Here is a 21,519-nt window from a genome sequence, read left to right on the forward strand (position 1 = left end):
ATCTGGTAAAGCTTCGGGCGCAGGCCCGAAGGTACTGAATCAATGAGTATGGCTGCTTATGCGTTCGCCCCAGGCCCTGACTGTGGCGCACAGTTGCTGCTCGTCCAGGCGGGTCAGGCGGCGATCATCAAGCAGTTGCTTGCCGCCCACCCACAGGTGTTTCACGCAATCGCGGCCTGTGGCGTAGATCAGTTGTGAAACCGGATCGTAGACCGGTTGCTGGGCCAAGCCGCTGAGGTCAAAGGCTACCAGGTCGGCGGCCTTGCCGATTTCGATCGAGCCGGTGTCGCTTTCAATGCCCAGGGCGCGCGCGCCATTGAGGGTGGCCATGCGCAGTGCGCGGTGGGCATCCAGCGCGGTGGCCGAGCCTGCAACGGCCTTGGCCAGCAAGGCGGCGGTACGGGTTTCGCCAAGCAGGTCGAGGTCATTGTTGCTGGCGGCACCGTCGGTGCCCACCGCCACATTGACCCCGGCCTGCCACAGGCGCTCCACCGGGCAGAAGCCGCTGGCCAGTTTAAGGTTGGATTCGGGGCAATGAATCACGCTGGAGTTGCTTTCTACCAGCATTGCCAGGTCGTCATCGCTGATCTGGGTCATGTGTACGGCCTGAAAGCGTGGGCCGAGCAAGCCCAGGCGGGCGAGGCGGGCCACAGGGCGTTCGGCGTTCTGCTCGACTGCCTGGTGCACCTCGAAAGCGGTTTCATGAACGTGCATGTGGATCGCGGCGTCCAGTTCGTCGGCAATGACCCGGATTTTTTCCAGGTTTTCGTCGCCTACGGTGTAGGGCGCATGGGGGCCGAAAGCAATTTTGATTCGCGGGTGAAACTTGAGGTCGGCGAACATTTCGACGGCCTGGCGCAAGGATTCGTCCGCGTTACTGGCGCCGGGAATCGGAAAATCGAGAATCGGAATGGCGATCTGGGCGCGAATGCCGCTGTTGTGTACGCACTCACTGGCGACTTTCGGGTAGAAATACATGTCGCTGAAGCAGGTGATGCCGGCCTTGATTTGCTCGGCGATCGCCAGGTTGGTGCCGTCGCGCACGAAGTCTTCATCGACCCACTTGGCCTCGGCCGGCCAGATATGCTGCTCCAGCCAGGTCATCAGTGGCAGGTCGTCGGCCATGCCGCGAAACAGGGTCATGGCGGCGTGGCCGTGGGCATTGATCAGCCCGGGGCTGAGCAGCATGTCGGGCAGTTCGCGGGTTTGCGTGGCAACCAGCTTGAGCGCTTGAGCCCGCGGGCCGATAAACACAATGCGCCCGTCGCGGATGCCAACGCCGTGATCCTTGAGTACAACACCGGCCGGCTCGACAGGCACCAGCCAGGTGGGTAGCAGCAGTAAGTCCAGGGTCATGGTCGGGGTCGGCATCGAAAACTGATTCCAGTGCGTTATAAAAGGAGGCGAAGTATACCCGAGCGTCTTGAGGGTGGGCTCGCTATAATCGGCCGCTTTGTTACCGGGTAATGGGGGAAGGCATGCGCGATCGACTGTTGGCTGCGGAAAAGGTTAAGGCCATCGATTGGCGGGACGACGCCCTGTATCTGCTGGATCAACGCATTTTGCCCTTTGAAGAGAACTGGCTGGCGTACACCGGGGTAGACGGTGTTGCACAGGCCATTCGCGACATGGTCGTGCGTGGCGCGCCTGCGATTGGTATCGCGGCGGCCTACGGTGTGGTGCTGGCGGCGCGTGCACGCAAGGCGGCGGGCGGTGACTGGCTGGCTGCGCTGGAAGAGGACTTTACCCTGCTGGCGGACTCGCGCCCCACGGCGGTCAATCTGTTCTGGGCGTTGAACCGCATGCGTGACCGGCTGGCCCGTTCCCGGACCCGCGCCGATGTGCTGCAGGTGCTTGAGGCCGAAGCGGTGGCCATCCATGAAAGTGATCGTGAAGCCAATTTGACCATGGCTCAGCTGGGCGTTGATGTGATTCGCCGTCACCAGGGCAATGCCCAGGCCGTGCTGACCCACTGCAACACCGGTGCGCTGGCGACAGGCGGGTTTGGCACAGCGCTGGGGGTGATTCGTGCGGCCTGGCTTGAAGGCATGATCGAGCAGGTCTATGCCGACGAAACCCGGCCCTGGCTGCAGGGTTCGCGCCTGACCGCGTGGGAACTGGCCAACGAGGGCATCCCGGTGGTGCTCAATGTTGATTCGGCAGCGGCGCACATCATGAAAACCAAGGGCGTGACCTGGGTGATCGTCGGGGCTGACCGCATCACTGCCAATGGCGATGTGGCGAACAAGATCGGCACCTACCAGCTGGCGGTCAACGCCATGCATCACGGTGTGCGCTTTATGGTGGTGGCTCCGAGCTCGACCATCGACATGGAGCTGGCCACGGGCGATGACATCCCGATTGAAGAACGTGACGGCCGTGAGCTGCTGGAAGTGGGTGGCAAGCGCGTGGGTGCTGATGTGCAGGCGTTCAACCCGGTGTTTGACGTGACCCCGGCCGACCTGATTGACGTTATTGTTACCGAGAAGGGAGTGATCGAACGTCCCGACGCGGCCAAAATGGCGCAATTGATGTGTCGCAAGCGGTTGCACTGAACCCCAATCTGTAGCAGCTGCCGAAGGAACGAGGCTGCGTCCGGCGGCAAAGCCGTCGTAAAACCTGAGGGCATAGTTTGCCTGAAATACCGCAGGGCCTGAATTTACGACGACTGCGTCGCCGAACGCAGCCTCGTTCCTTCGGCAACTGCTACGCAAGGTATTGCTCTCGTAGCGCCCCGCAGGATTGGTTGCCGAGCCTTCAAATCGCCTTCAGAGTCCCTCTGAGCCCCTTCACGCCGACAAGCGTCGCAATTACTACGCTCCATGCGCATCTGAGGGATAGGTGCGTGGCGGCGATTGTGATAACATTCGGCGGTTTCCAGGGTGGCCCGCAAGGGTTGCCCTTACTGCGCAAATCCGTGACATAACTTGTTGATTTGTCGTAAGTCGTTGCGTGGCACGTGGCCAGCGGCGGCGAGCTTCGTTCGTCCCGAATGGATGTGGCGAAGTTTCACCCGAAAAAGGAATCAGGCTTCTCATGGGCGAACTGGCCAAAGAAATCCTCCCGGTCAATATCGAAGACGAGCTGAAACAGTCCTACCTCGACTACGCAATGAGCGTAATTGTCGGGCGGGCACTGCCTGATGCGCGCGATGGCTTGAAGCCCGTGCACAGGCGTGTGCTGTTTGCGATGAGCGAACTGAACAACGACTGGAACAAGCCGTACAAGAAATCTGCCCGTGTGGTCGGTGACGTTATCGGTAAGTATCACCCGCACGGTGACACTGCTGTTTACGACACCATCGTTCGAATGGCTCAGCCATTCTCCCTGCGCTACCTGCTGGTAGACGGTCAGGGCAACTTCGGTTCGGTCGACGGCGACAACGCTGCGGCCATGCGATACACCGAAGTGCGCATGACCAAGTTGGCCCACGAGCTGCTGGCCGACTTGCACAAAGAGACCGTGGACTGGGTGCCGAACTACGACGGCACGGAAATGATCCCGGCCGTCATGCCGACACGCATTCCCAACTTGCTGGTCAACGGCTCCAGCGGTATCGCCGTGGGCATGGCCACCAATATTCCGCCGCACAACCTGGGCGAAGTCATCGACGGCTGCCTGGCGCTGATCGACAACCCGGAACTGAGCATCGATGAACTGATGCAGTTCATTCCGGGCCCTGACTTCCCGACCGCCGCGATCATCAATGGTCGTGCCGGCATCATCGAAGCCTATCGCACCGGTCGTGGTCGCATTTACATGCGCGCCCGTTCGATGATCGAAGACATCGACAAGGTCGGTGGTCGTCAGCAAATCGTCATCACCGAGCTGCCGTACCAGCTGAACAAGGCGCGTCTGATCGAAAAGATCGCCGAGCTGGTTAAAGAGAAGAAGCTCGAAGGCATTACCGAGCTGCGCGACGAGTCCGACAAGGACGGCATGCGCGTAGTGATCGAGCTGCGCCGCGGTGAAGTGCCGGAGGTTATTCTCAATAACCTTTACGCTCAGACCCAGCTGCAAAGTGTTTTCGGTATCAACATCGTTGCGTTGATCGATGGCCGCCCACGCATCCTGAACCTCAAGGATCTGCTGGAAGCCTTCGTGCGTCACCGTCGCGAAGTGGTTACCCGTCGTACCGTTTTTGAACTGCGCAAAGCCCGTGAACGTGGCCACATCCTTGAAGGTCAGGCCGTTGCCCTGTCCAACATCGATCCGGTGATCGCGTTGATCAAGGCCTCGCCAACCCCGTCCGAAGCCAAGGAAGCGCTGATCAGCACCCCTTGGGAGTCGACTGCGGTAGTAGCGATGGTTGAGCGCGCCGGTGCCGATTCGTGCCGCCCGGAAAACCTCGATCCGCAATACGGTCTGCGTGACGGCAAGTACTTCCTGTCGCCAGAACAGGCCCAGGCCATCCTTGAGTTGCGTCTGCACCGTTTGACCGGTCTTGAGCACGAGAAGCTGCTGGCCGAGTACCAGGAAATCCTCAACCAGATCGGTGAGCTGATCCGCATCCTCAACAGCGCCGTGCGCCTGATGGAAGTGATCCGTGAGGAACTGGAAGTCATTCGTGCCGAATACGGCGATGTGCGCCGCACCGAAATCCTTGATCACCGTCTTGACCTGACCCTGGGCGACATGATCCCGGAAGAAGAGCGCGTCGTGACCATTTCCCACGGTGGCTATGCCAAGACCCAGCCATTGGCTGCGTACCAGGCCCAGCGTCGTGGCGGTAAAGGTAAATCGGCTACTGGCGTCAAGGATGAGGACTACATCGCTCACCTGCTGGTTGCCAACAGCCACACCACGCTGCTGCTGTTCTCCAGCAAGGGCAAGGTGTACTGGCTCAAGACCTATGAAATCCCTGAAGCATCCCGTGCGGCCCGTGGTCGTCCGCTGGTGAACCTGCTGCCGCTGGATGAGGGTGAATACATCACCACCATGCTGCCGGTCGAGGAATACACCGAAGGTCACTTCATCTTTATGGCGACCGCCAACGGCACCGTGAAGAAGACCCCGCTGGAAGCCTTCAGCCGTCAGCGCAGCGTAGGCTTGATCGCGCTGGAGCTGGACGAAGGCGACGTGCTGATCAGTGCCGCGATTACCGATGGCGAGCGTGAAGTCATGCTGTTCTCCGATGGTGGCAAGGTGACTCGCTTCAAGGAGTCCGATGTCCGTGCCATGGGTCGTACTGCCCGCGGTGTGCGCGGCATGCGTCTGCCGGAAGGGCAGAAGCTGATTTCGATGCTGATCCCTGAAGAGGGCAGCCAGATCCTCACCGCTTCGGCGCGTGGTTATGGCAAGCGTACGGCGATCAGCGAGTTCCCTGAGTACAAGCGTGGCGGTCAGGGCGTTATTGCCATGGTCAGCAATGAGCGTAACGGTCGTCTGGTCGGTGCGGTTCAGGTGCAGGACGGTGAAGAAATCATGTTGATTTCGGATCAGGGCACCCTGGTGCGTACGCGGGTCGACGAAGTGTCGAGCCTGGGTCGAAACACCCAGGGCGTCACCTTGATCAAGCTGGCCAGCGATGAAACGCTGGTAGGGCTTGAGCGGGTCCAGGAGCCTTCGGAAGTGGAAGGCGATGAGCTCGAAGGTGAGGGCGAAGGCGGTGCAGAGTTCGACGGTGAGGCCATCCACGATGGCGCCGACGACGAGCAGCCGCTAGAGGCTGGCGCTGACGAAGAACCGCAGGAATAAGCGGACACACAGGGGGCGGATGAGAATTCGCCCCCTTGTTGTATGTCCGGTATGAAAGTTTGCGACACTGAGGGGCATGTCTGCTCCAGTAAAGAACACAGTGTCGAGAGTTGATTTATTGCGTGATCACCAAATCAGAGTGAGAGTGGAAGTGAGCAAACGAGCCTATAACTTCTGCGCAGGTCCTGCTGCGCTACCTGAAGCTGTCCTGTTGCGTGCCCAGTCCGAGTTGCTCGACTGGCATGGCAAGGGCCTCTCGGTCATGGAAATGAGCCATCGCAGCGATGAGTTCGTGTCCATTGCGACCAAGGCTGAGCAGGATCTGCGCGACCTGCTGTCTATTCCCTCGAACTACAAAGTCCTGTTTCTGCAAGGCGGTGCCAGCCAGCAATTTGCCCAGATTCCACTGAATCTGCTGCCTGAAAATGGCTCGGCGGATTACATCGATACCGGTATCTGGTCGCAGAAGGCTATTGAAGAGGCTTCGCGCTTCGGTCACGTCAATGTGGCAGCCACGGCCAAGCCTTACGATTACTTCGCGATTCCTGGTCAGAATGAGTGGAACCTGTCCAAGGACGCGGCCTACGTTCATTACGCGCCAAACGAAACCATCGGTGGTCTGGAGTTCAACTGGATCCCGGAAACCGGCGATGTGCCGTTGGTTGCTGACATGTCTTCGGACATCCTGTCGCGTCCGGTCGATGTATCCCGCTTCGGCATGATTTACGCTGGCGCCCAGAAGAACATCGGGCCAAGCGGCATCGTGGTCAACATCATTCGTGAAGACCTGCTGGGCCGTGCGCGTTCGATCTGCCCGACCATGCTCGACTACAAGGTCGCGGCTGACAACGGCTCGATGTACAACACCCCGCCGACCCTGGCCTGGTACCTGTCCGGCCTGGTGTTCGAATGGCTGAAAGAGCAGGGCGGTGTCGAGGCGATCGGCAAGCTCAATGAAGTGAAAAAACGTACCTTGTACGACTTCATCGATGCCAGCGGGCTGTACAGCAACCCGATCAACTTCTCTGATCGCTCGTGGATGAACGTACCGTTCCGCCTTGCGGACGATCGTCTCGACAAGCCATTCCTGGCAGGCGCCGAAGCACGCGGGCTGCTCAACCTCAAGGGGCATCGCTCCGTGGGTGGCATGCGCGCTTCGATCTATAACGCCGTGGACATCAATGCAGTCAATGCGCTGGTGGCTTACATGGCAGAGTTCGAAAAGGAACACGGCTAATGTCCGAGCAAGAACTCAAGGCCCTGCGCCTGCGTATCGACAGCCTGGACGAGAAAGTCCTGGAGCTGATCAGCGAGCGGGCACGTTGTGCCCAGGAAGTGGCGCGGGTCAAAATGGCCTCGCTGGCTGAGGGCGAAGTGCCGGTCTTTTACCGGCCTGAGCGTGAGGCCCAGGTGCTCAAACGCGTCATGGAGCGCAACAAGGGCCCGTTGGGCAATGAAGAGATGGCGCGGTTGTTCCGCGAGATCATGTCTTCGTGCCTGGCGCTGGAGCAGCCGCTGAAAGTGGCTTATCTGGGCCCGGAAGGCACCTTTACCCAGGCGGCGGCCATGAAGCACTTTGGCCATGCGGTCATCAGCAAGCCTATGGCTGCGATTGACGAAGTGTTCCGTGAAGTGGCTGCCGGTGCGGTGAATTTTGGCGTGGTGCCGGTGGAAAACTCCACCGAAGGCGCAGTCAACCACACCCTCGACAGCTTCCTTGAGCATGACATGGTGATTTGCGGCGAAGTTGAGCTGCGCATCCACCATCACCTGCTGGTCGGCGAAAACACCAAGACAGACAGCATCAGCCGCATCTACTCCCACGCCCAGTCGCTGGCCCAGTGCCGCAAATGGCTGGATGCGCATTACCCGAATGTCGAGCGCATTGCGGTGTCGAGTAATGCCGAAGCGGCCAAGCGGGTCAAGGGTGAGTGGAACTCTGCCGCCATTGCCGGTGATATGGCTGCGGGCCTGTATGGTCTGACGCGCCTGGCCGAAAAAATCGAAGACCGCCCGGATAACTCCACGCGGTTCTTGATGATTGGCAGCCAGGAAGTGCCGCCAACTGGCGATGACAAAACTTCGATCATTGTGTCGATGAGTAACCGTCCGGGCGCCCTGCATGAGCTGCTGGTGCCGTTCCATGAAAACGGGATCGATCTGACGCGCATTGAGACGCGTCCTTCGCGTAGCGGTAAATGGACCTATGTGTTTTTCATCGACTTTGCTGGCCATCACCGCGACCCGTTGGTCAAAAGTGTCCTTGAGCAGATCAGTCAAGAAGCCGTAGCGCTTAAAGTATTGGGTTCCTACCCGAAAGCGGTTCTCTGAGGCGATAAAACATGAGCGGTGATTTCCTCGCCCTGGCGCAGCCGGGCGTGCAACAACTTTCGCCTTATGTCCCGGGCAAGCCTGTGGACGAACTGGCGCGTGAGCTGGATCTGGATCCGGCGACCATCGTCAAGCTGGCCAGCAATGAAAACCCTTTGGGTGCCAGCCCCAAGGCGCTGGAAGCCATTCGTGCCGAGCTGGCCGAATTGACGCGTTACCCGGATGGCAATGGTTTTGCCTTGAAAAGCCTGTTGGCCGGGCAGTGCGGTGTTGAGCTAGACCAGGTCACCCTGGGTAATGGCTCCAACGACATCCTGGAGCTGGTGGCGCGTGCCTACCTGGCGCCTGGCCTGAATGCAGTGTTCAGTGAGCATGCATTTGCCGTGTATCCGATCGTGACCCAGGCGGCAGGTGCCCAGGCCCGCGTCGTGCCGGCCAGGGATTGGGGGCATGACCTGCCTGCCATGCTTGCTGCCATAGATGCTGATACCCGGGTGGTCTTTATTGCCAACCCGAACAACCCGACCGGCACCTGGTTTGGCGTCGATGCACTGAACGAATTTTTGCAGGACGTGCCCGAGCATGTGCTCGTGGTGCTGGACGAAGCCTATATCGAGTACGCAGAGGGCGGTGATCTGCCTGATGGCCTGGAGTTCCTGTCGGCTTATCCAAACCTGCTGGTTTCCCGTACCTTCTCCAAGGCCTATGGCCTGGCTGCGTTGCGCGTGGGTTATGGGCTGTCGACGGCGGTGGTGGCCGATGTGCTCAACCGGGTCCGCCAGCCATTCAACGTCAACAGCCTGGCGCTGGCAGCGGCTTGTGCGGCCCTGCAGGATACCGATTACCTGGCGCAAAGCCGTCGCCTGAACGAAGCCGGCATGCAGCAGCTGCAGGATGGTTTTCGTCAGTTGGGCCTGGGCTGGATTCCGTCCCGGGGCAACTTTATCGCGGTGGATCTCGGTCAGGTGGCGGCTCCCGTCTATCAGGGGCTGCTGCGCGAAGGTGTGATCGTGCGCCCGGTGGCCAACTACGGCATGCCCAACCATTTGCGTATCACAATTGGTTTGCCGGCGGAAAACACCCGTCTGCTTGAGGCGCTGTCCAAGGTTCTTGCCCGTGGTTGATGTAATGTCTGTGCAATCTGTAAAGCCTGTAATAGGGCGTCTGGTCGTGGTCGGGCTGGGCCTGATTGGTGGCTCCTTCGCCAAAGGTCTGCGTGAAAGCGGTTTGTGTGCCGAGGTGGTCGGGGTCGATCTCGACCCTCAGTCCTGTGCCCTGGCTGTGGAGCTGGGGGTTGTCGACCGCTGTGAAGCGGACCTGGCGACCGCCTGTGTGGGGGCTGATGTGATCCAGTTGGCCGTGCCGATCCTGGCCATGGAAAAAATGCTCGGCCTTCTGGCGGGCATGGACCTTGGCCGGGCGGTGCTGACGGATGTAGGCAGTGCCAAGGGTAATGTCGTGCGCGCTGCGGCACAGGCTTTTGGTGGCATGCCGCCGCGTTTCGTGCCCGGCCATCCGATTGCCGGGTCCGAGCAAAGTGGCGTCGAAGCCTCGAATGCCAGCCTGTTCCAGCGCCACAAGGTGATCTTGACCCCTGTGGCCCAGACCGATGCCGATGCGTTGGCCCTGGTCGATACGATGTGGCGCGCCCTGGGTGCGGACGTCGAACATATGCAGGTCGAGCGACATGACGAGGTGCTGGCGGCAACCAGCCATTTGCCTCATTTGCTGGCCTTCGGGCTGGTGGATTCTCTTGCCAAGCGCAACGAGAATCTGGATATCTTCCGTTACGCAGCGGGTGGCTTCCGTGATTTCACAAGAATCGCCGGCAGCGACCCGGTAATGTGGCATGACATTTTTCTCGCGAACCGCGAGGCAGTGCTGCGCACATTGGATACATTTCGCAGTGATCTCGACGCCTTGCGCGACGCGGTCGATGCAGGGGATGGGCATCAATTGCTGGGCGTCTTTACGCGCGCCCGGGTTGCCCGCGAGCATTTCAGTAAAATCCTGGCCCGCCGGGCATATGTGGACGCTATGAATTCCAACGATCTGATTTTTTTGGCAAATCCTGGTGGTCAAGTAACTGGCCGGATCCGCGTACCAGGCGACAAATCCATTTCCCACCGCTCGATCATGCTCGGCTCATTGGCTGAAGGCACGACCGAGGTGGAAGGTTTCCTTGAGGGTGAAGATGCCCTGGCCACGCTGCAGGCGTTCCGTGACATGGGCGTGGTGATTGAAGGCCCGCATCATGGTCGCGTGACCATTCATGGTGTCGGCCTGCACGGCTTGAAAGCGCCGCCGGGCCCGATCTACCTGGGTAACTCGGGCACCTCCATGCGCCTGTTGTCCGGCCTGCTGGCCGCGCAGAATTTCGATACCACCCTGACCGGCGATGCATCCCTGACCAAGCGTCCGATGAATCGTGTGGCCAACCCGTTGCGCGAAATGGGTGCCGTGATTGAAACCGCTGCCGAAGGTCGTCCACCGATGACCATTCGCGGCGGTCATGCGCTCAAGGGCATGGACTACACCTTGCCGATGGCCAGTGCCCAGGTTAAATCCTGCCTGTTGCTGGCAGGGCTGTATGCTGAAGGCAAGACTTCGGTCACCGAGCCAGCGCCAACCCGCGACCATACCGAGCGCATGCTGCAAGGCTTCGGCTACCCGGTTACGGTTAATGGTCCTACGGCTTCGGTTGAATCGGGCCACAAGCTGACAGCGACCCATATTGAAGTGCCGGGGGATATTTCCTCTTCGGCGTTCTTCCTGGTTGCCGCCTCCATTGCTGAAGGCTCGGACCTGCTGCTTGAGCATGTCGGTATCAATCCGACCCGTACTGGCGTTATCGATATCCTGCGCCTGATGGGGGCTGACATCACGCTTGAGAACCAGCGCGAAGTGGGCGGCGAGCCGGTGGCTGACTTGCGCGTACGCGCAGCTAAACTCAAGGGTATCGAGATTCCTGAAGAGCTGGTGCCGTTGGCAATCGACGAATTCCCGGTCCTGTTCGTGGCCGCCGCTGTCGCCGAGGGTCGCACGATCCTACGCGGTGCAGAGGAGTTGCGGGTCAAGGAATCCGACCGCATTCAGGTAATGGCAGATGGCTTGCTGAGCCTGGGTGTGAAGTGCGAGCCAACCCCGGATGGCATCATTATTGAGGGTGGTTCCATCGGCGGTGGTGAGGTTCATGGGCATGGCGACCACCGTATCGCGATGGCCTTCAGTGTGGCTTCGTTGCGCGCAACCGCTCCAATCCGTATCCATGATTGCGCCAACGTTGCGACTTCGTTCCCCAACTTCCTTGCCCTGTGCAAGCAAGTGGGCATGCGTGTAGCTCAAGAGGCAAACTCGTGATGGTTTCGGCACCGGTTATCACCATCGACGGCCCGAGCGGTTCAGGCAAAGGCACGGTTGCTGGCATCCTGGCCAAGCGCCTGGGGTGGAATTTGCTCGACTCCGGTGCTCTGTACCGCCTGTTGGCATTTGCCGCAGGTAATCACGGCGTTGCTCTGGATAACGAGGCGTTGCTGGAAAAACTGGCGGCGCATCTTGATGTTCAGTTCATCGGCGCGACGGACGGTAAGCCAGCACGGATCATTCTGGAAGGTGATGACGTGACCCACGCCATCCGCAGCGAGACCGTAGCGGCTGGAGCCTCGAAAGTCGCGGCTTTGCCGGCTGTTCGCGATGCATTGCTGCAGCGTCAGCGTGCCTTTCTGGAGTTTCCGGGCCTGGTTGCAGATGGTCGGGACATGGGTACGGTGGTGTTTCCTGACGCGCCATTGAAGGTTTTTCTGACCGCCAGCGCCGAGGAGCGGGCCCGTCGCCGTTACTTGCAGTTGAAGGCCAAGGGCGATGATGTTAGTCTCTCGGGTCTGCTAGATGAGATTCGTGCCCGCGACGAGCGTGACACGCAGCGTGCAATAGCCCCGCTCAAACCGGCGGCTGATGCCATACAGCTGGACTCCACGGAGTTGTCAATCGAGCAGGTGCTGGAACGCATCATGAGTGAAATCGCACTTCGCGATATCGCTGGATGACCAAGAAAGCGTGCAGGAGACCAGAAATAGTCCTGCATGCCTTCTTTTATATGAACGTAACCCACATTGTCTGGAATGTGGCAGATGGGCGTATTCCTTCGCCCTTGATCAACAGGAATTAAAATGAGCGAAAGCTTTGCAGAACTCTTTGAAGAAAGCCTAAAAACCCTGAATCTTCAGGCTGGCTCGATCATCACCGCTATCATCGTTGATATCGATTACCAAGCTGGTTGGGTTACCGTTCACGCTGGTTTGAAGTCGGAAGGCCTCATCCCGCTGGAGCAGTTCCACAACGACGCTGGCGAACTGAACATCAACATCGGTGATGAAGTTCACGTTGCGCTGGACGCGGTCGAAGACGGCTTTGGCGAAACCAAACTGTCCCGTGAAAAAGCCAAGCGCGCTGAATGCTGGATCGTTCTGGAAGCAGCCTTCGCAGCAGAAGAAGTGGTCAAGGGCGTTATCAACGGTAAGGTTAAAGGCGGCTTCACTGTCGACGTTAACGGCATCCGTGCGTTCCTGCCAGGTTCTCTGGTTGACGTTCGTCCAGTGCGCGATACTACGCACCTGGAAGGCAAAGAGCTGGAATTCAAGGTCATCAAGCTGGACCAGAAGCGCAACAACGTTGTTGTTTCGCGTCGCAGCGTGCTTGAAGCAGAGAACTCCGCCGAGCGTGAAGCTCTGCTGGAATCGCTGCAAGAAGGTCAGCAAGTTAAAGGTATCGTTAAAAACCTCACGGATTACGGCGCATTCGTCGATCTGGGTGGCGTTGACGGCCTGCTGCACATCACTGACATGGCTTGGAAGCGTATCAAGCATCCTTCCGAAATCGTCAACGTTGGCGACGAGATCGATGTCAAGGTTCTGAAATACGATCGCGAACGCAACCGTGTTTCCCTGGGCCTGAAGCAACTGGGTGAAGATCCATGGGTTGCTATCAAAGCTCGTTACCCAGAAAGCACTCGCGTTACCGCGCGTGTAACCAACCTGACTGACTACGGCTGCTTCGCAGAGCTGGAAGAAGGCGTTGAAGGTCTGGTACACGTTTCGGAAATGGACTGGACCAACAAAAACATCCACCCTTCGAAAGTCGTACAAGTCGGCGACGAAGTGGAAGTTATGGTTCTGGACATCGACGAAGAGCGTCGTCGTATCTCCCTGGGCATCAAGCAGTGCAAATCTAACCCATGGGAAGATTTCTCTGGCCAGTTCAACAAGGGCGATAAAATCTCCGGCACCATCAAGTCGATCACCGATTTCGGTATCTTCATTGGTCTGGACGGCGGCATCGACGGCCTGGTTCACCTGTCCGACATCTCCTGGAACGAAGTGGGCGAAGAAGCCGTACGTCGTTTCAAGAAGGGCGACGAGCTGGACACCGTTATCCTGTCTGTTGACCCAGAGCGTGAGCGCATCTCCCTGGGTATCAAGCAGCTGGAAAGCGATCCGTTCTCCGAGTACGTTCAAGAGAACGACAAAGGCGCAATCGTTAAGGGCATCGTGAAAGAAGTTGACGCTAAAGGCGCCATCATCACTCTGGCCAACGATATCGAAGCGACTCTGAAAGCCTCCGAAATCAGCCGTGACCGCGTTGAAGACGCGCGCAACGTTCTGAAAGAAGGCGAAGAAGTAGAAGCCAAGATCATCAGCGTTGATCGCAAGAGCCGCGTAATCCAACTCTCCATCAAGTCGAAAGATGATGCTGAAGAGAAAGAAGCAATCCAGAGCCTGCGCGACAAGCCAGCTACCTCTGACATTGCTGCTGGTCCGACCACTTTGGGCGACCTGCTGCGTGCACAAATGGAAAAACAGAACTAAGTTCTGATTGACCATAGAAAAAGGGCGACTTAGGTCGCCCTTTTTTGTGCCTGCGATTTGAGTATGAGGTTATCAAGCTCTTGTAAAAGCGTGCGTGTGGCTCGTTCTGGAGTTGGCTGTGGGTGAGGGCGGGCGCTGACGCTGCGTAGCCTGTGCGCTGCCTGGGGTGGTATGGGCCTGATGGCTGTGGTTGTTTATGGTGGGGCCGGTTATTTGCAGTGCTTATGCGGCTTGTGAAGATAAGTCAATCCCTGGGCTGTTCAAATTCTTTCGATCATGCTAAAACCTTGGGAGCGCTGATCTAGCTGCTTGAAAAAGAAGGGAAAAATATGACGAAGTCGGAGTTGATCGAACGAATTGTCACCCATCAAGGGCTACTCTCATCCAAGGATGTGGAGTTGGCCATCAAGACCATGCTTGAACAAATGTCTCAATGCCTCGCGACCGGGGATCGTATCGAAATCCGTGGTTTTGGCAGCTTCTCCCTGCATTACCGCGCCCCTCGTGTAGGCCGCAACCCCAAGACAGGCCAGTCGGTCAGCCTGGATGGCAAATTTGTGCCTCATTTCAAACCGGGCAAAGAGCTGCGAGACCGGGTGAACGAGGATGAGGAAGACGACATTTAACCTTCAGGGAACAGGAGTTGCCGATGCGTAACGTCAAACGAGCAGTGCTGGCGGTGTTTTCTCTGCTGATCATGTTCGGGGTCGTGATTTTCACCCTCGAAAACCAGCAGCCCACGGCGCTGATGTTTTTGGGTTGGCGCTCCCCTGAACTGCCGCAATCGTTTTTCTTTATTGGCGCCTTGCTGGTGGGAATGGCGGTTGGGCCGTTAATGGGCTTTATTGCTTACCAGCGCAAGGCGAGCAGGCTCAAGCGCCGACTGCAGGCTCAGGTATAAGACTGCCCGAAGTGGGGCAGGAAGGCTGCCACCTTCCGGTCAATCAGGTGCTTTGATTGGGAAATGTCCTACAGGCCTGGTGGGTTGTATTGTTTGGTAATGTTGGCAGAATGCGCTCTGTTCTCGATTGCCAGAAATTTTTATGCTTCGTCAGGTCTACAGTGATGGTTAACCTGATTGTCAAAGCCACGATAACTCTCGTACTTAAAAATTTCTGCATGACGAGCCCGCAGTTTCTTAATGAAGGCAGGCCTTGTTTGTGAGTAGCAATACACCCGCTCCGGTTGGTCCGTTGCCTAATGAGGTGGATTTGTTTGCCTTGTTTCAGGCTGTGTGGCAGCAAAAAATAATCGTCATTGCCACGACCTTGCTCTGTGCTCTGATTGCCATGGGCTATGCATTTCTGGTCACGCCTGAATATCAGGTTGGCACCTTGCTGCGCCCCGCAGCGATCAATGAGCTGGATGCCCTCAATCGCTCGGGTGTCTATACCCTGCCTCCCAGTGAAGCCTTGTTGAAGGTTGGCTCAGCCCTTGAGTCTTATGACACCCGACTGGGCTTCTTCAAAAGCCACCAGGCCTTGTTCAATCAATTCAAACAACCCGGGCGCACACTTGAGCAAAGCTTCGAGGAGTTCGATCGCAGTTCGCTGAAACTCAAACTGCCTGATTCCCAGAAACCGGGTTCCCTGGGTGCCTTCATAGGGCTTGAACTGAACTATCCGCAAGGGGTTGATGGCGTACAAATTCTCAATGGCTTTGTAAATTACGCCATTGCCGCCGAGCGCGAGCAAATTGCCGCAGACCTTAAGGTTATCGTCACTAATCGGCTGGCTGAGCTCAAGGGCAAGCTCGACGCAGCGCGTGCCAGTTATGAAACCGATAAAGACGTACGGATCGCGATCTTGCTGGAGGCTGATAACCTCAAGCGCGCGCAGTTGCAAGACGAGGTCAAGGCGCTTCGCCAGCAGCTCAAGACCGGACGCCAGGATCGAATGGCGCAGCTGGATGAAGCTATCGGCATCGCCAGGGCATTGGGCATTAGCAAGCCGACAACTCCTTCAAACCTGGGAGACACGGCGCATCCTGGCGAAACGAGTGTGATGCGCACCGAAATCAACAACCAGCAGATACCCCTGTATTTCATGGGTGTAGAGGCACTTGGTGCCGAACGTGCGGTCTTGCAGCAGCGCAAGACGGATGATTTTACCGCCGAACGCATTGCCGAGATTGCGCGTGAGCTGCAGTTGTTGCAGAGCAACCGTGAAGTCGAGGTGCTCAAGCAGCGTCAAAACGAAGACCTGTTCTTGAGTGGGGTCGAGCCCTTGCGCGCTGAAATCGTGCGTCTCGGTGGCGTAGCCAATCTCGATATCAGTAATTTGAAGCTGGTTTCTGTTGATCGTGAGGCGGTGGAGCCTCTTGGCCCGATCAAGCCCAAGAGGGTCTTGATTGTGCTGTTTGCCGGGGTGCTTGGTGCGCTGGCAGGCATACTTATTGTTCTGTTAAAGCACTTTGTGGTGTTGCGTCGAGCGCAATCAAGCAACCCGGTGCCTGCGGGAGTTTTGACTGGTTTGGCAAGCAGTGCAAAAGTCCTGCAGAAAGATTCCCGCTAATTCCTCCCTTGTTGCCTGGGCTGAGGCCCTCTTCATGGAGTTGTATCAGCTTGCATATGTCATGTACCACGAGGCTGTTAGCCGCGACTCGGGTACGAGTGCCAATTATCAGCAGATGCAGGATCAGTTGGGGCTTGATATCACTTCTTTGTCTTTGGTACATGGCGAAATAGTGGCAAAACGGTCTCAAAAAAAAAGCCGTTGGGCTTGTATCAATCACTCAAAGAGGCTGTCGATGTACTGGCCCCTACAAACGGATGATGCGCTGCGGTTAAATATCACGGCCAGGCAAGAACCAACTACTTGCCATTGGCACATACACTGCACAATGGTAAAACACAGAAGAACCTATTAATGAATTCCCCATGTCCATAACAAGTAGCACTGTCACTCAGGAACCCGCTGAATCCAGAACCGGAGACTGGTATCTGGTGCAGTGCAAGCCCAGACAAGACGAGCGCGCCGAGGAAAACCTCTTGCGCCAGGGCTATGAATGCTCACGCCCGGCCTGTCGCCGCGAGCGGCTGCTGCGCGGGCAGCGGCAATACGTTCAAGAGTCCTTGTTTCCGGGGTATCTGTTTATCCATATGCCGCAAGGCGCCAATTGGGCTCCTTTGCGCTCCACACGTGGTGTGGCACGGGTTGTCGCCTTTGGTGGGCGTCCGCTTGCCGTCAGCTGCGAACTGGTTTCCCAACTGCAGAATCGTGCAGAGACTCACATCATTACCACGTTTAACCCGGGTGACAAAGTCACCATCCTCGATCAAGGCTTTGCAGGTATTGAGTCCATTTTCATGTCGATGGACGGCGAAGAACGGGTGATCTTGCTTATCAATTTAATGAACCGCCAGCAACAGATCAGTTTGCCGATGGCGAGTATTGCCAACCGCTAACCGGAACTCTGGCGCTGCCGAGTCAATCAACACATAACGCGTTCTCAGGGAATTGACGATGAATCCTGGGGCGGTAGCGTGTTTTATCAAAAAAAGAGTTTAGTGAGCGTCTGCCGGTACGGCGGGTGCTGCGCCGAATAGTTAAGGAAGTGCTTGAAACATGACCACCGTAAAACGTAAAGGCATTATCCTCGCCGGCGGTTCGGGCACGCGCTTGCATCCGCTGACATTGGGTGTGTCCAAGCAGATGTTGCCGATCTACGACAAGCCCATGATCTTTTACCCGTTGTCAGTGTTGATGCTGGCTGGCATGCGTGAAATTCTGATCATCTCGACGCCTGAAGATTTGCCGTGCTTCAAAAAGCTGCTGGGTGATGGCAGTCAGTACGGTATTGAGCTGAGCTACGCCGAACAGCCCAGCCCCGATGGATTGGCGCAGGCCTTTATCATTGGCGAAGCGTTTATAGGCCAGGACCCGGTCTGTTTGATCCTGGGTGACAATATTTTTTATGGGCAGCACTTCTCGGATAATTTGCGATCGGCAATGTCCCGTGAGTCTGGCGCCACGGTATTTGGTTACCATGTATCGGACCCGGAGCGTTTTGGTGTTGTTGAATTTGATAGCACAGGGCGTGCGTTAAGTATTGAAGAGAAACCGGAGAAGCCAAAGTCTAATTATGTCGTGACAGGCTTGTACTTTTACGACAACCAGGTGGTTGAAATAGCCAAAACAATTCAGCCGTCCCCCCGGGGCGAGCTTGAAATTACCGATATCAACCGTGCGTATCTAACGCGTAAAAACCTGGATGTTGAAATACTCGGGCGCGGGTTCGCATGGCTGGATACCGGTACCCACGAATCACTGCTTGAAGCCAGTCACTTTGTACGAACGATCGAACAACGTCAGGGATTGAAAATCGCTTGTTTGGAAGAAATTGCTTTCAACAGTGGCTGGATTACGCCTGAGCAGTTAACGGATCAGGCACAAAAATTGAAAAAAACGGGGTATGGCCAGTACCTTCAAGGGCTCTTGAAGGAGGTTGAGTAGTCATGAAAATTACCCGCACAGAAATTCCCGATGTACTGATTATTGAACCCGCGGTGTTCAGTGACAGCCGTGGCTGGTTTATGGAGAGCTTTAATGAAAAACTGTTCAATAGTGAGTTCGAAAGGTTAGGGTTGCGTGCCCCGGGTCCTTTTGTGCAAGACAATCAATCCAGCTCCAGGAAGGGGGTATTGAGGGGGCTGCATTATCAGATGGCCCCCCATGCCCAGGGCAAGCTTGTAAGAGTTGTGCAGGGTTCAGTATTCGATGTTGCCGTTGATATTCGCAAAGACTCGGCGACCTATCTCAAATGGGTCGGTGTTGAGTTGAGCAGCAACAACAGAAAAATGCTGTGGATACCTGAAGGCTTTGCACATGGCTTTTTGGCCTTGGAGGATGACACCCTCTTATTATATAAAACCACTGATTACTATCAGCCAGGTGCCGAGCGTTCACTGCGTTGGGATGATGTTGCATTTAACATAGATTGGCCTGCAGTAGGGCAGATGATTATCAGTCCAAAAGATGAGGCAGCGCCTGAGTATTGTCCACAGTAGAGATTGATCAGCCGTGAGTGCGGCTCCATAGGCAGGCTTTAAGTCAGTGTTTAAAGTGTGCTTTAAGTGTAGCGTGCGACTCAAACAATAATAGGCGAGCGTCTCCACGATTGCGCAAGTCGGGCTCTGTGATTTGAAATGTTGAGTGGGGATTCCTTTGGCAAAGCTGAGAGCGGGTATTCATTTTGCGTCAGCAACGCTCGTCAAGACTGTCGCTGGATTGATTGTTATAAAGCTCCTCGCGATGAAGCTTGGGCCTGATGGCTTTGGTCAGTTAGGCCAACTAATGACGCTCGTTGCAATCACCAGCATGTTTGCGGGCGGAGGTGTAGCCAACGGCCTTATCAAGGCACTGGCGAAAACGCCGGTGACCACAACTGAAGGGGCGTCGTGGTTTTCAACAGCCTTCACAATTGCCACCCTCTTTGCACTGTTGGTCGCCATCGGGCTTTCTGTGTTTTCAGGGGTTTTGGTGGATCGGTTAATGCTGGGCGGGCTCGCTTTCTTAGTGGGTTTGTTGGCGATAAGTCAGACGATTGTTGGGTATGGGAGTCTTGCGCAGTCGGAGGCCAGCAGTCGTGGGGAAACCAGTTTTTATGCCAAGGCCAATATCATTGGAACGGTGATTGGTTTGGCGGTGCTTTTTGTCGCGGTCTCCTATTTTGGGTTTGCAGGTGCCGCGTATTCAATAGTTGTTATGCCTTCGCTTGTAGGGCTCGTCGCCCTTGTGCTCATGTTTAAACGGGTCGATATATTCCGGCATGTAAAGTTTTCCCTTGAGGCACACAAGGCAAAGTGGCTGCTGTCATTCTCCATGATTACACTGGTTGGGGCGCTTTCAATACCGCTCGCGCAAATCATTATTCGCGACGTCATGGCGCAACGTCTTGGGTGGTCGCAAGTGGGGTTGTGGCAAGGGGTTGTAAAATTATCCGATGTGTATATGCAGTTTGTTGGGGTTGTTCTTGCAAACTATGCTTTGCCGCGCTGTGCCGCTGCGAAAACCGACAGGGCATCAGGTGCTGAGTTAGCCAACATTATGTGTTGGCTGCTTGCAACGCTGACGCTGGGGTTTTTTGTACTTTATTTTATGAAAGAAATGATCATTCAGTTGGTGTTTTCAGATGCCTTTATGGGGATGTCTGATTACTTCATTCCGCAGATGATCGGCGATATATTCAGAACTATTGCAGCCGGGATTTCGTTCGCGCTGATGGCGCGTGGAATAGTCAAAATTTCGATGGTCTTTGAATTGCTGCAGGGTATAGTCCTGGTGCTCGTTTTTTATGCCCTCATCGACCGTTTTGCAGGTATGGCGCCAGTGTATGCTCATTTGACTACGTATGGTTTTCTGGCGGTTGTAATGTCTGTCATTTATTGGCTTAAATTCAGAAGAGTGGTCAAGTGAATATTTTATTGTTGTGCACGAAGTTTTCTATGGATGAAAATGATCCTTGGCTCACCAATGAACTGGCAGGGTCATTGCAACGTGCAGGCAATAGAGTCACTGTGCTTTGTCTCGACTGGGCTGGAAAGCTTGGCAGTGAGAAAAGTGCTTTTTTTACTACGTCGGCCGGCACGCAAGTCTATGTCGAGAAGCCAGTCTCCGTGTTCCGTCGTTTTTCGCTACTGTCCAAGCTCTTTAAATGGGCTGGATCTTCTTGCGTGGCTTCACTGCGGGTTGCAAGGCTGGAGAGAGAAAATAACTATGATTTGGTTATTTGCTTTTCTCCCTTGGTAACCATGGGCCTTCCTGCTGCCTGGCTGGCGGGAGTGAAAAAGAAAAACTCGCTCCTTATTCAATGGGACTTTTTTCCTTATCATCAACGGCAGATTGGCATGATGTCGCCCGGGGTGGTTTTTAATATCGCCAGGAAAGTAGAAGGCTACTTGATTAGTCGCTTTAAATATATTGGTTGTCTGTCACCCGCCAATATTGCCTATTTGCAATCGCATTACCCGATCCGTCGTGAACAGCATGTGTTTACCCTGCCTATCTGGGGGGAGGGTAGCGCTTTGCCTAAGAGCGATGTTTCCTTGGTGCGCGAAAAGTATGCACTTCCCGAAGACAAGGCCATTATTGTCTTTGGTGGGCAGCTGGTGCATGGGCGTGGGATAGAAGATATTTTGGCCGTTGCCCATCTGGCCAAGCAGCAGTCTCTCCCTGTCGTGTTTTTGATCATCGGTAGTGGGTCGTTAGAATCCCTTGTGGATGATTATATTTGTGCGGGGCATGCGAACGTTATTCGCTTCGCGCATGTTCCACGCCAAGAGTATCTCGAAATAATTGCTGCTTGTGATTTGGCTCTGGTATGCACCGTCAGGGATGTCGATGTGCCGAGCTATCCGTCTAAAACGATCGATTACTTGAGAGTGGGTCTCCCCATAGTCGCTTCAGTTGAAAAAACAACGGACTATGGAGAACACATTGCACAGTTGGGAGTGGGGGTTTATACCGAAGCGGGTAACCCTGAAGCGCTCCTTGGTGTCATTGACAATCTACTGAAAAATCCGGATCTACTGGGCGCGATGAAGGCGCAGGGCCCCACCTGTTTTAAAGAGTATTTTGAAGTCGATCGCGTTGTCTCAAAACTTTTAAACGTTGTTGCAGTACATTAA

17 protein-coding genes are annotated in these 21,519 nt (G+C 56.0%); 16 read left to right on the forward strand and 1 reads right to left on the reverse strand.

What is annotated here, in order from left to right:
• Positions 1 to 39: 39 nt before the first annotated feature.
• A complete protein-coding gene (locus tag BLU25_RS23040) occupies positions 40 to 1,371 on the reverse strand; it encodes a TRZ/ATZ family hydrolase (RefSeq protein WP_016780241.1) in 1,332 nt (443 codons plus the stop codon).
• A gap of 107 nt (positions 1,372 to 1,478) precedes the next feature.
• Between BLU25_RS23040 and mtnA the strand changes: the two genes are divergently transcribed.
• The 16 genes from mtnA (at position 1,479) to BLU25_RS23120 (ending at position 21,519) form a co-directional block, all read left to right on the forward strand.
• Entirely contained in the window at positions 1,479 to 2,555 is a 1,077-nt protein-coding gene (mtnA, locus tag BLU25_RS23045; RefSeq protein ID WP_016780242.1) for an S-methyl-5-thioribose-1-phosphate isomerase, read from the forward strand.
• A 481-nt stretch (positions 2,556 to 3,036) separates the two neighbouring features.
• Positions 3,037 to 5,697, forward strand: a complete 2,661-nt coding sequence (gene gyrA / locus BLU25_RS23050) for a DNA gyrase subunit A (protein ID WP_016780243.1) — start codon at positions 3,037 to 3,039, stop codon at positions 5,695 to 5,697.
• A 151-nt stretch (positions 5,698 to 5,848) separates the two neighbouring features.
• Entirely contained in the window at positions 5,849 to 6,934 is a 1,086-nt protein-coding gene (gene serC / locus BLU25_RS23055; RefSeq protein ID WP_029611333.1) for a 3-phosphoserine/phosphohydroxythreonine transaminase, read from the forward strand.
• Complete coding sequence (pheA, locus tag BLU25_RS23060) at positions 6,934 to 8,028, forward strand: prephenate dehydratase (RefSeq protein ID WP_016780245.1); 1,095 nt, start codon at positions 6,934 to 6,936, stop codon at positions 8,026 to 8,028. Before serC ends, pheA begins: the two co-directional genes overlap by 1 nt.
• Positions 8,029 to 8,039: 11 nt before the next feature.
• Entirely contained in the window at positions 8,040 to 9,152 is a 1,113-nt protein-coding gene (gene hisC / locus BLU25_RS23065) for a histidinol-phosphate transaminase (RefSeq protein WP_016780246.1), read from the forward strand.
• A 4-nt stretch (positions 9,153 to 9,156) separates the two neighbouring features.
• Positions 9,157 to 11,388 (forward strand): bifunctional prephenate dehydrogenase/3-phosphoshikimate 1-carboxyvinyltransferase, encoded by a 2,232-nt coding sequence (locus BLU25_RS23070; RefSeq protein WP_037001016.1) that lies wholly within the window; start codon positions 9,157 to 9,159, stop codon positions 11,386 to 11,388.
• Positions 11,388 to 12,074, forward strand: a complete 687-nt coding sequence (cmk, locus tag BLU25_RS23075; RefSeq protein WP_083369851.1) for a (d)CMP kinase — start codon at positions 11,388 to 11,390, stop codon at positions 12,072 to 12,074. Before BLU25_RS23070 ends, cmk begins: the two co-directional genes overlap by 1 nt.
• A gap of 123 nt (positions 12,075 to 12,197) precedes the next feature.
• A complete protein-coding gene (rpsA, locus tag BLU25_RS23080) occupies positions 12,198 to 13,892 on the forward strand; it encodes a 30S ribosomal protein S1 (RefSeq protein WP_016780248.1) in 1,695 nt (564 codons plus the stop codon).
• Between the two features lie 329 nt (positions 13,893 to 14,221).
• Positions 14,222 to 14,518, forward strand: coding sequence for an integration host factor subunit beta (gene ihfB, locus BLU25_RS23085; protein WP_003447108.1), 297 nt, complete (start codon positions 14,222 to 14,224; stop codon positions 14,516 to 14,518).
• A gap of 23 nt (positions 14,519 to 14,541) precedes the next feature.
• Entirely contained in the window at positions 14,542 to 14,793 is a 252-nt protein-coding gene (locus BLU25_RS23090) for a lipopolysaccharide assembly protein LapA domain-containing protein (RefSeq protein WP_016780249.1), read from the forward strand.
• 310 nt (positions 14,794 to 15,103) lie between these two features.
• Positions 15,104 to 16,405 carry a Wzz/FepE/Etk N-terminal domain-containing protein gene (locus tag BLU25_RS23095; RefSeq protein ID WP_016780250.1) on the forward strand — a complete coding sequence of 434 codons (1,302 nt, stop codon included), beginning with the start codon at positions 15,104 to 15,106 and terminating at the stop codon, positions 16,403 to 16,405.
• Positions 16,406 to 16,770: 365 nt separating this feature from the next.
• Complete coding sequence (gene rfaH, locus BLU25_RS23100; RefSeq protein ID WP_139803953.1) at positions 16,771 to 17,298, forward strand: transcription/translation regulatory transformer protein RfaH; 528 nt, start codon at positions 16,771 to 16,773, stop codon at positions 17,296 to 17,298.
• A 160-nt stretch (positions 17,299 to 17,458) separates the two neighbouring features.
• Positions 17,459 to 18,346, forward strand: coding sequence for a glucose-1-phosphate thymidylyltransferase RfbA (gene rfbA, locus BLU25_RS23105; protein WP_016780252.1), 888 nt, complete (start codon positions 17,459 to 17,461; stop codon positions 18,344 to 18,346).
• Positions 18,347 to 18,348: 2 nt separating this feature from the next.
• Complete coding sequence (gene rfbC, locus BLU25_RS23110) at positions 18,349 to 18,900, forward strand: dTDP-4-dehydrorhamnose 3,5-epimerase (protein ID WP_016780253.1); 552 nt, start codon at positions 18,349 to 18,351, stop codon at positions 18,898 to 18,900.
• 145 nt (positions 18,901 to 19,045) lie between these two features.
• Positions 19,046 to 20,308 (forward strand): O-antigen translocase, encoded by a 1,263-nt coding sequence (locus BLU25_RS23115; protein WP_016780254.1) that lies wholly within the window; start codon positions 19,046 to 19,048, stop codon positions 20,306 to 20,308.
• Entirely contained in the window at positions 20,305 to 21,519 is a 1,215-nt protein-coding gene (locus BLU25_RS23120; protein WP_016780255.1) for a glycosyltransferase family 4 protein, read from the forward strand. The genes BLU25_RS23115 and BLU25_RS23120 overlap by 4 nt, the downstream gene beginning before the upstream one ends.

Source organism: Pseudomonas fragi (assembly GCF_900105835.1).
Classification (GTDB): Bacteria; Pseudomonadota; Gammaproteobacteria; order Pseudomonadales; family Pseudomonadaceae; genus Aquipseudomonas; species Aquipseudomonas fragi.

Bases quoted from the DNA above. Each gene is read 5' to 3' on its own strand.
- BLU25_RS23040 (WP_016780241.1), bottom strand. From the start codon at position 1,371: ATGCCGACCCCGACCATGACCCTGGACTTACTGCTGCTACCCACCTGG.
- mtnA (WP_016780242.1), top strand. From the start codon at position 1,479: ATGCGCGATCGACTGTTGGCTGCGGAAAAGGTTAAGGCCATCGATTGG.
- gyrA (WP_016780243.1), top strand. From the start codon at position 3,037: ATGGGCGAACTGGCCAAAGAAATCCTCCCGGTCAATATCGAAGACGAG.
- pheA (WP_016780245.1), top strand. From the start codon at position 6,934: ATGTCCGAGCAAGAACTCAAGGCCCTGCGCCTGCGTATCGACAGCCTG.
- hisC (WP_016780246.1), top strand. From the start codon at position 8,040: ATGAGCGGTGATTTCCTCGCCCTGGCGCAGCCGGGCGTGCAACAACTT.
- BLU25_RS23070 (WP_037001016.1), top strand. From the start codon at position 9,157: ATGTCTGTGCAATCTGTAAAGCCTGTAATAGGGCGTCTGGTCGTGGTC.
- cmk (WP_083369851.1), top strand. From the start codon at position 11,388: ATGGTTTCGGCACCGGTTATCACCATCGACGGCCCGAGCGGTTCAGGC.
- rpsA (WP_016780248.1), top strand. From the start codon at position 12,198: ATGAGCGAAAGCTTTGCAGAACTCTTTGAAGAAAGCCTAAAAACCCTG.
- ihfB (WP_003447108.1), top strand. From the start codon at position 14,222: ATGACGAAGTCGGAGTTGATCGAACGAATTGTCACCCATCAAGGGCTA.
- BLU25_RS23090 (WP_016780249.1), top strand. From the start codon at position 14,542: ATGCGTAACGTCAAACGAGCAGTGCTGGCGGTGTTTTCTCTGCTGATC.
- rfaH (WP_139803953.1), top strand. From the start codon at position 16,771: ATGTCCATAACAAGTAGCACTGTCACTCAGGAACCCGCTGAATCCAGA.
- rfbA (WP_016780252.1), top strand. From the start codon at position 17,459: ATGACCACCGTAAAACGTAAAGGCATTATCCTCGCCGGCGGTTCGGGC.
- rfbC (WP_016780253.1), top strand. From the start codon at position 18,349: ATGAAAATTACCCGCACAGAAATTCCCGATGTACTGATTATTGAACCC.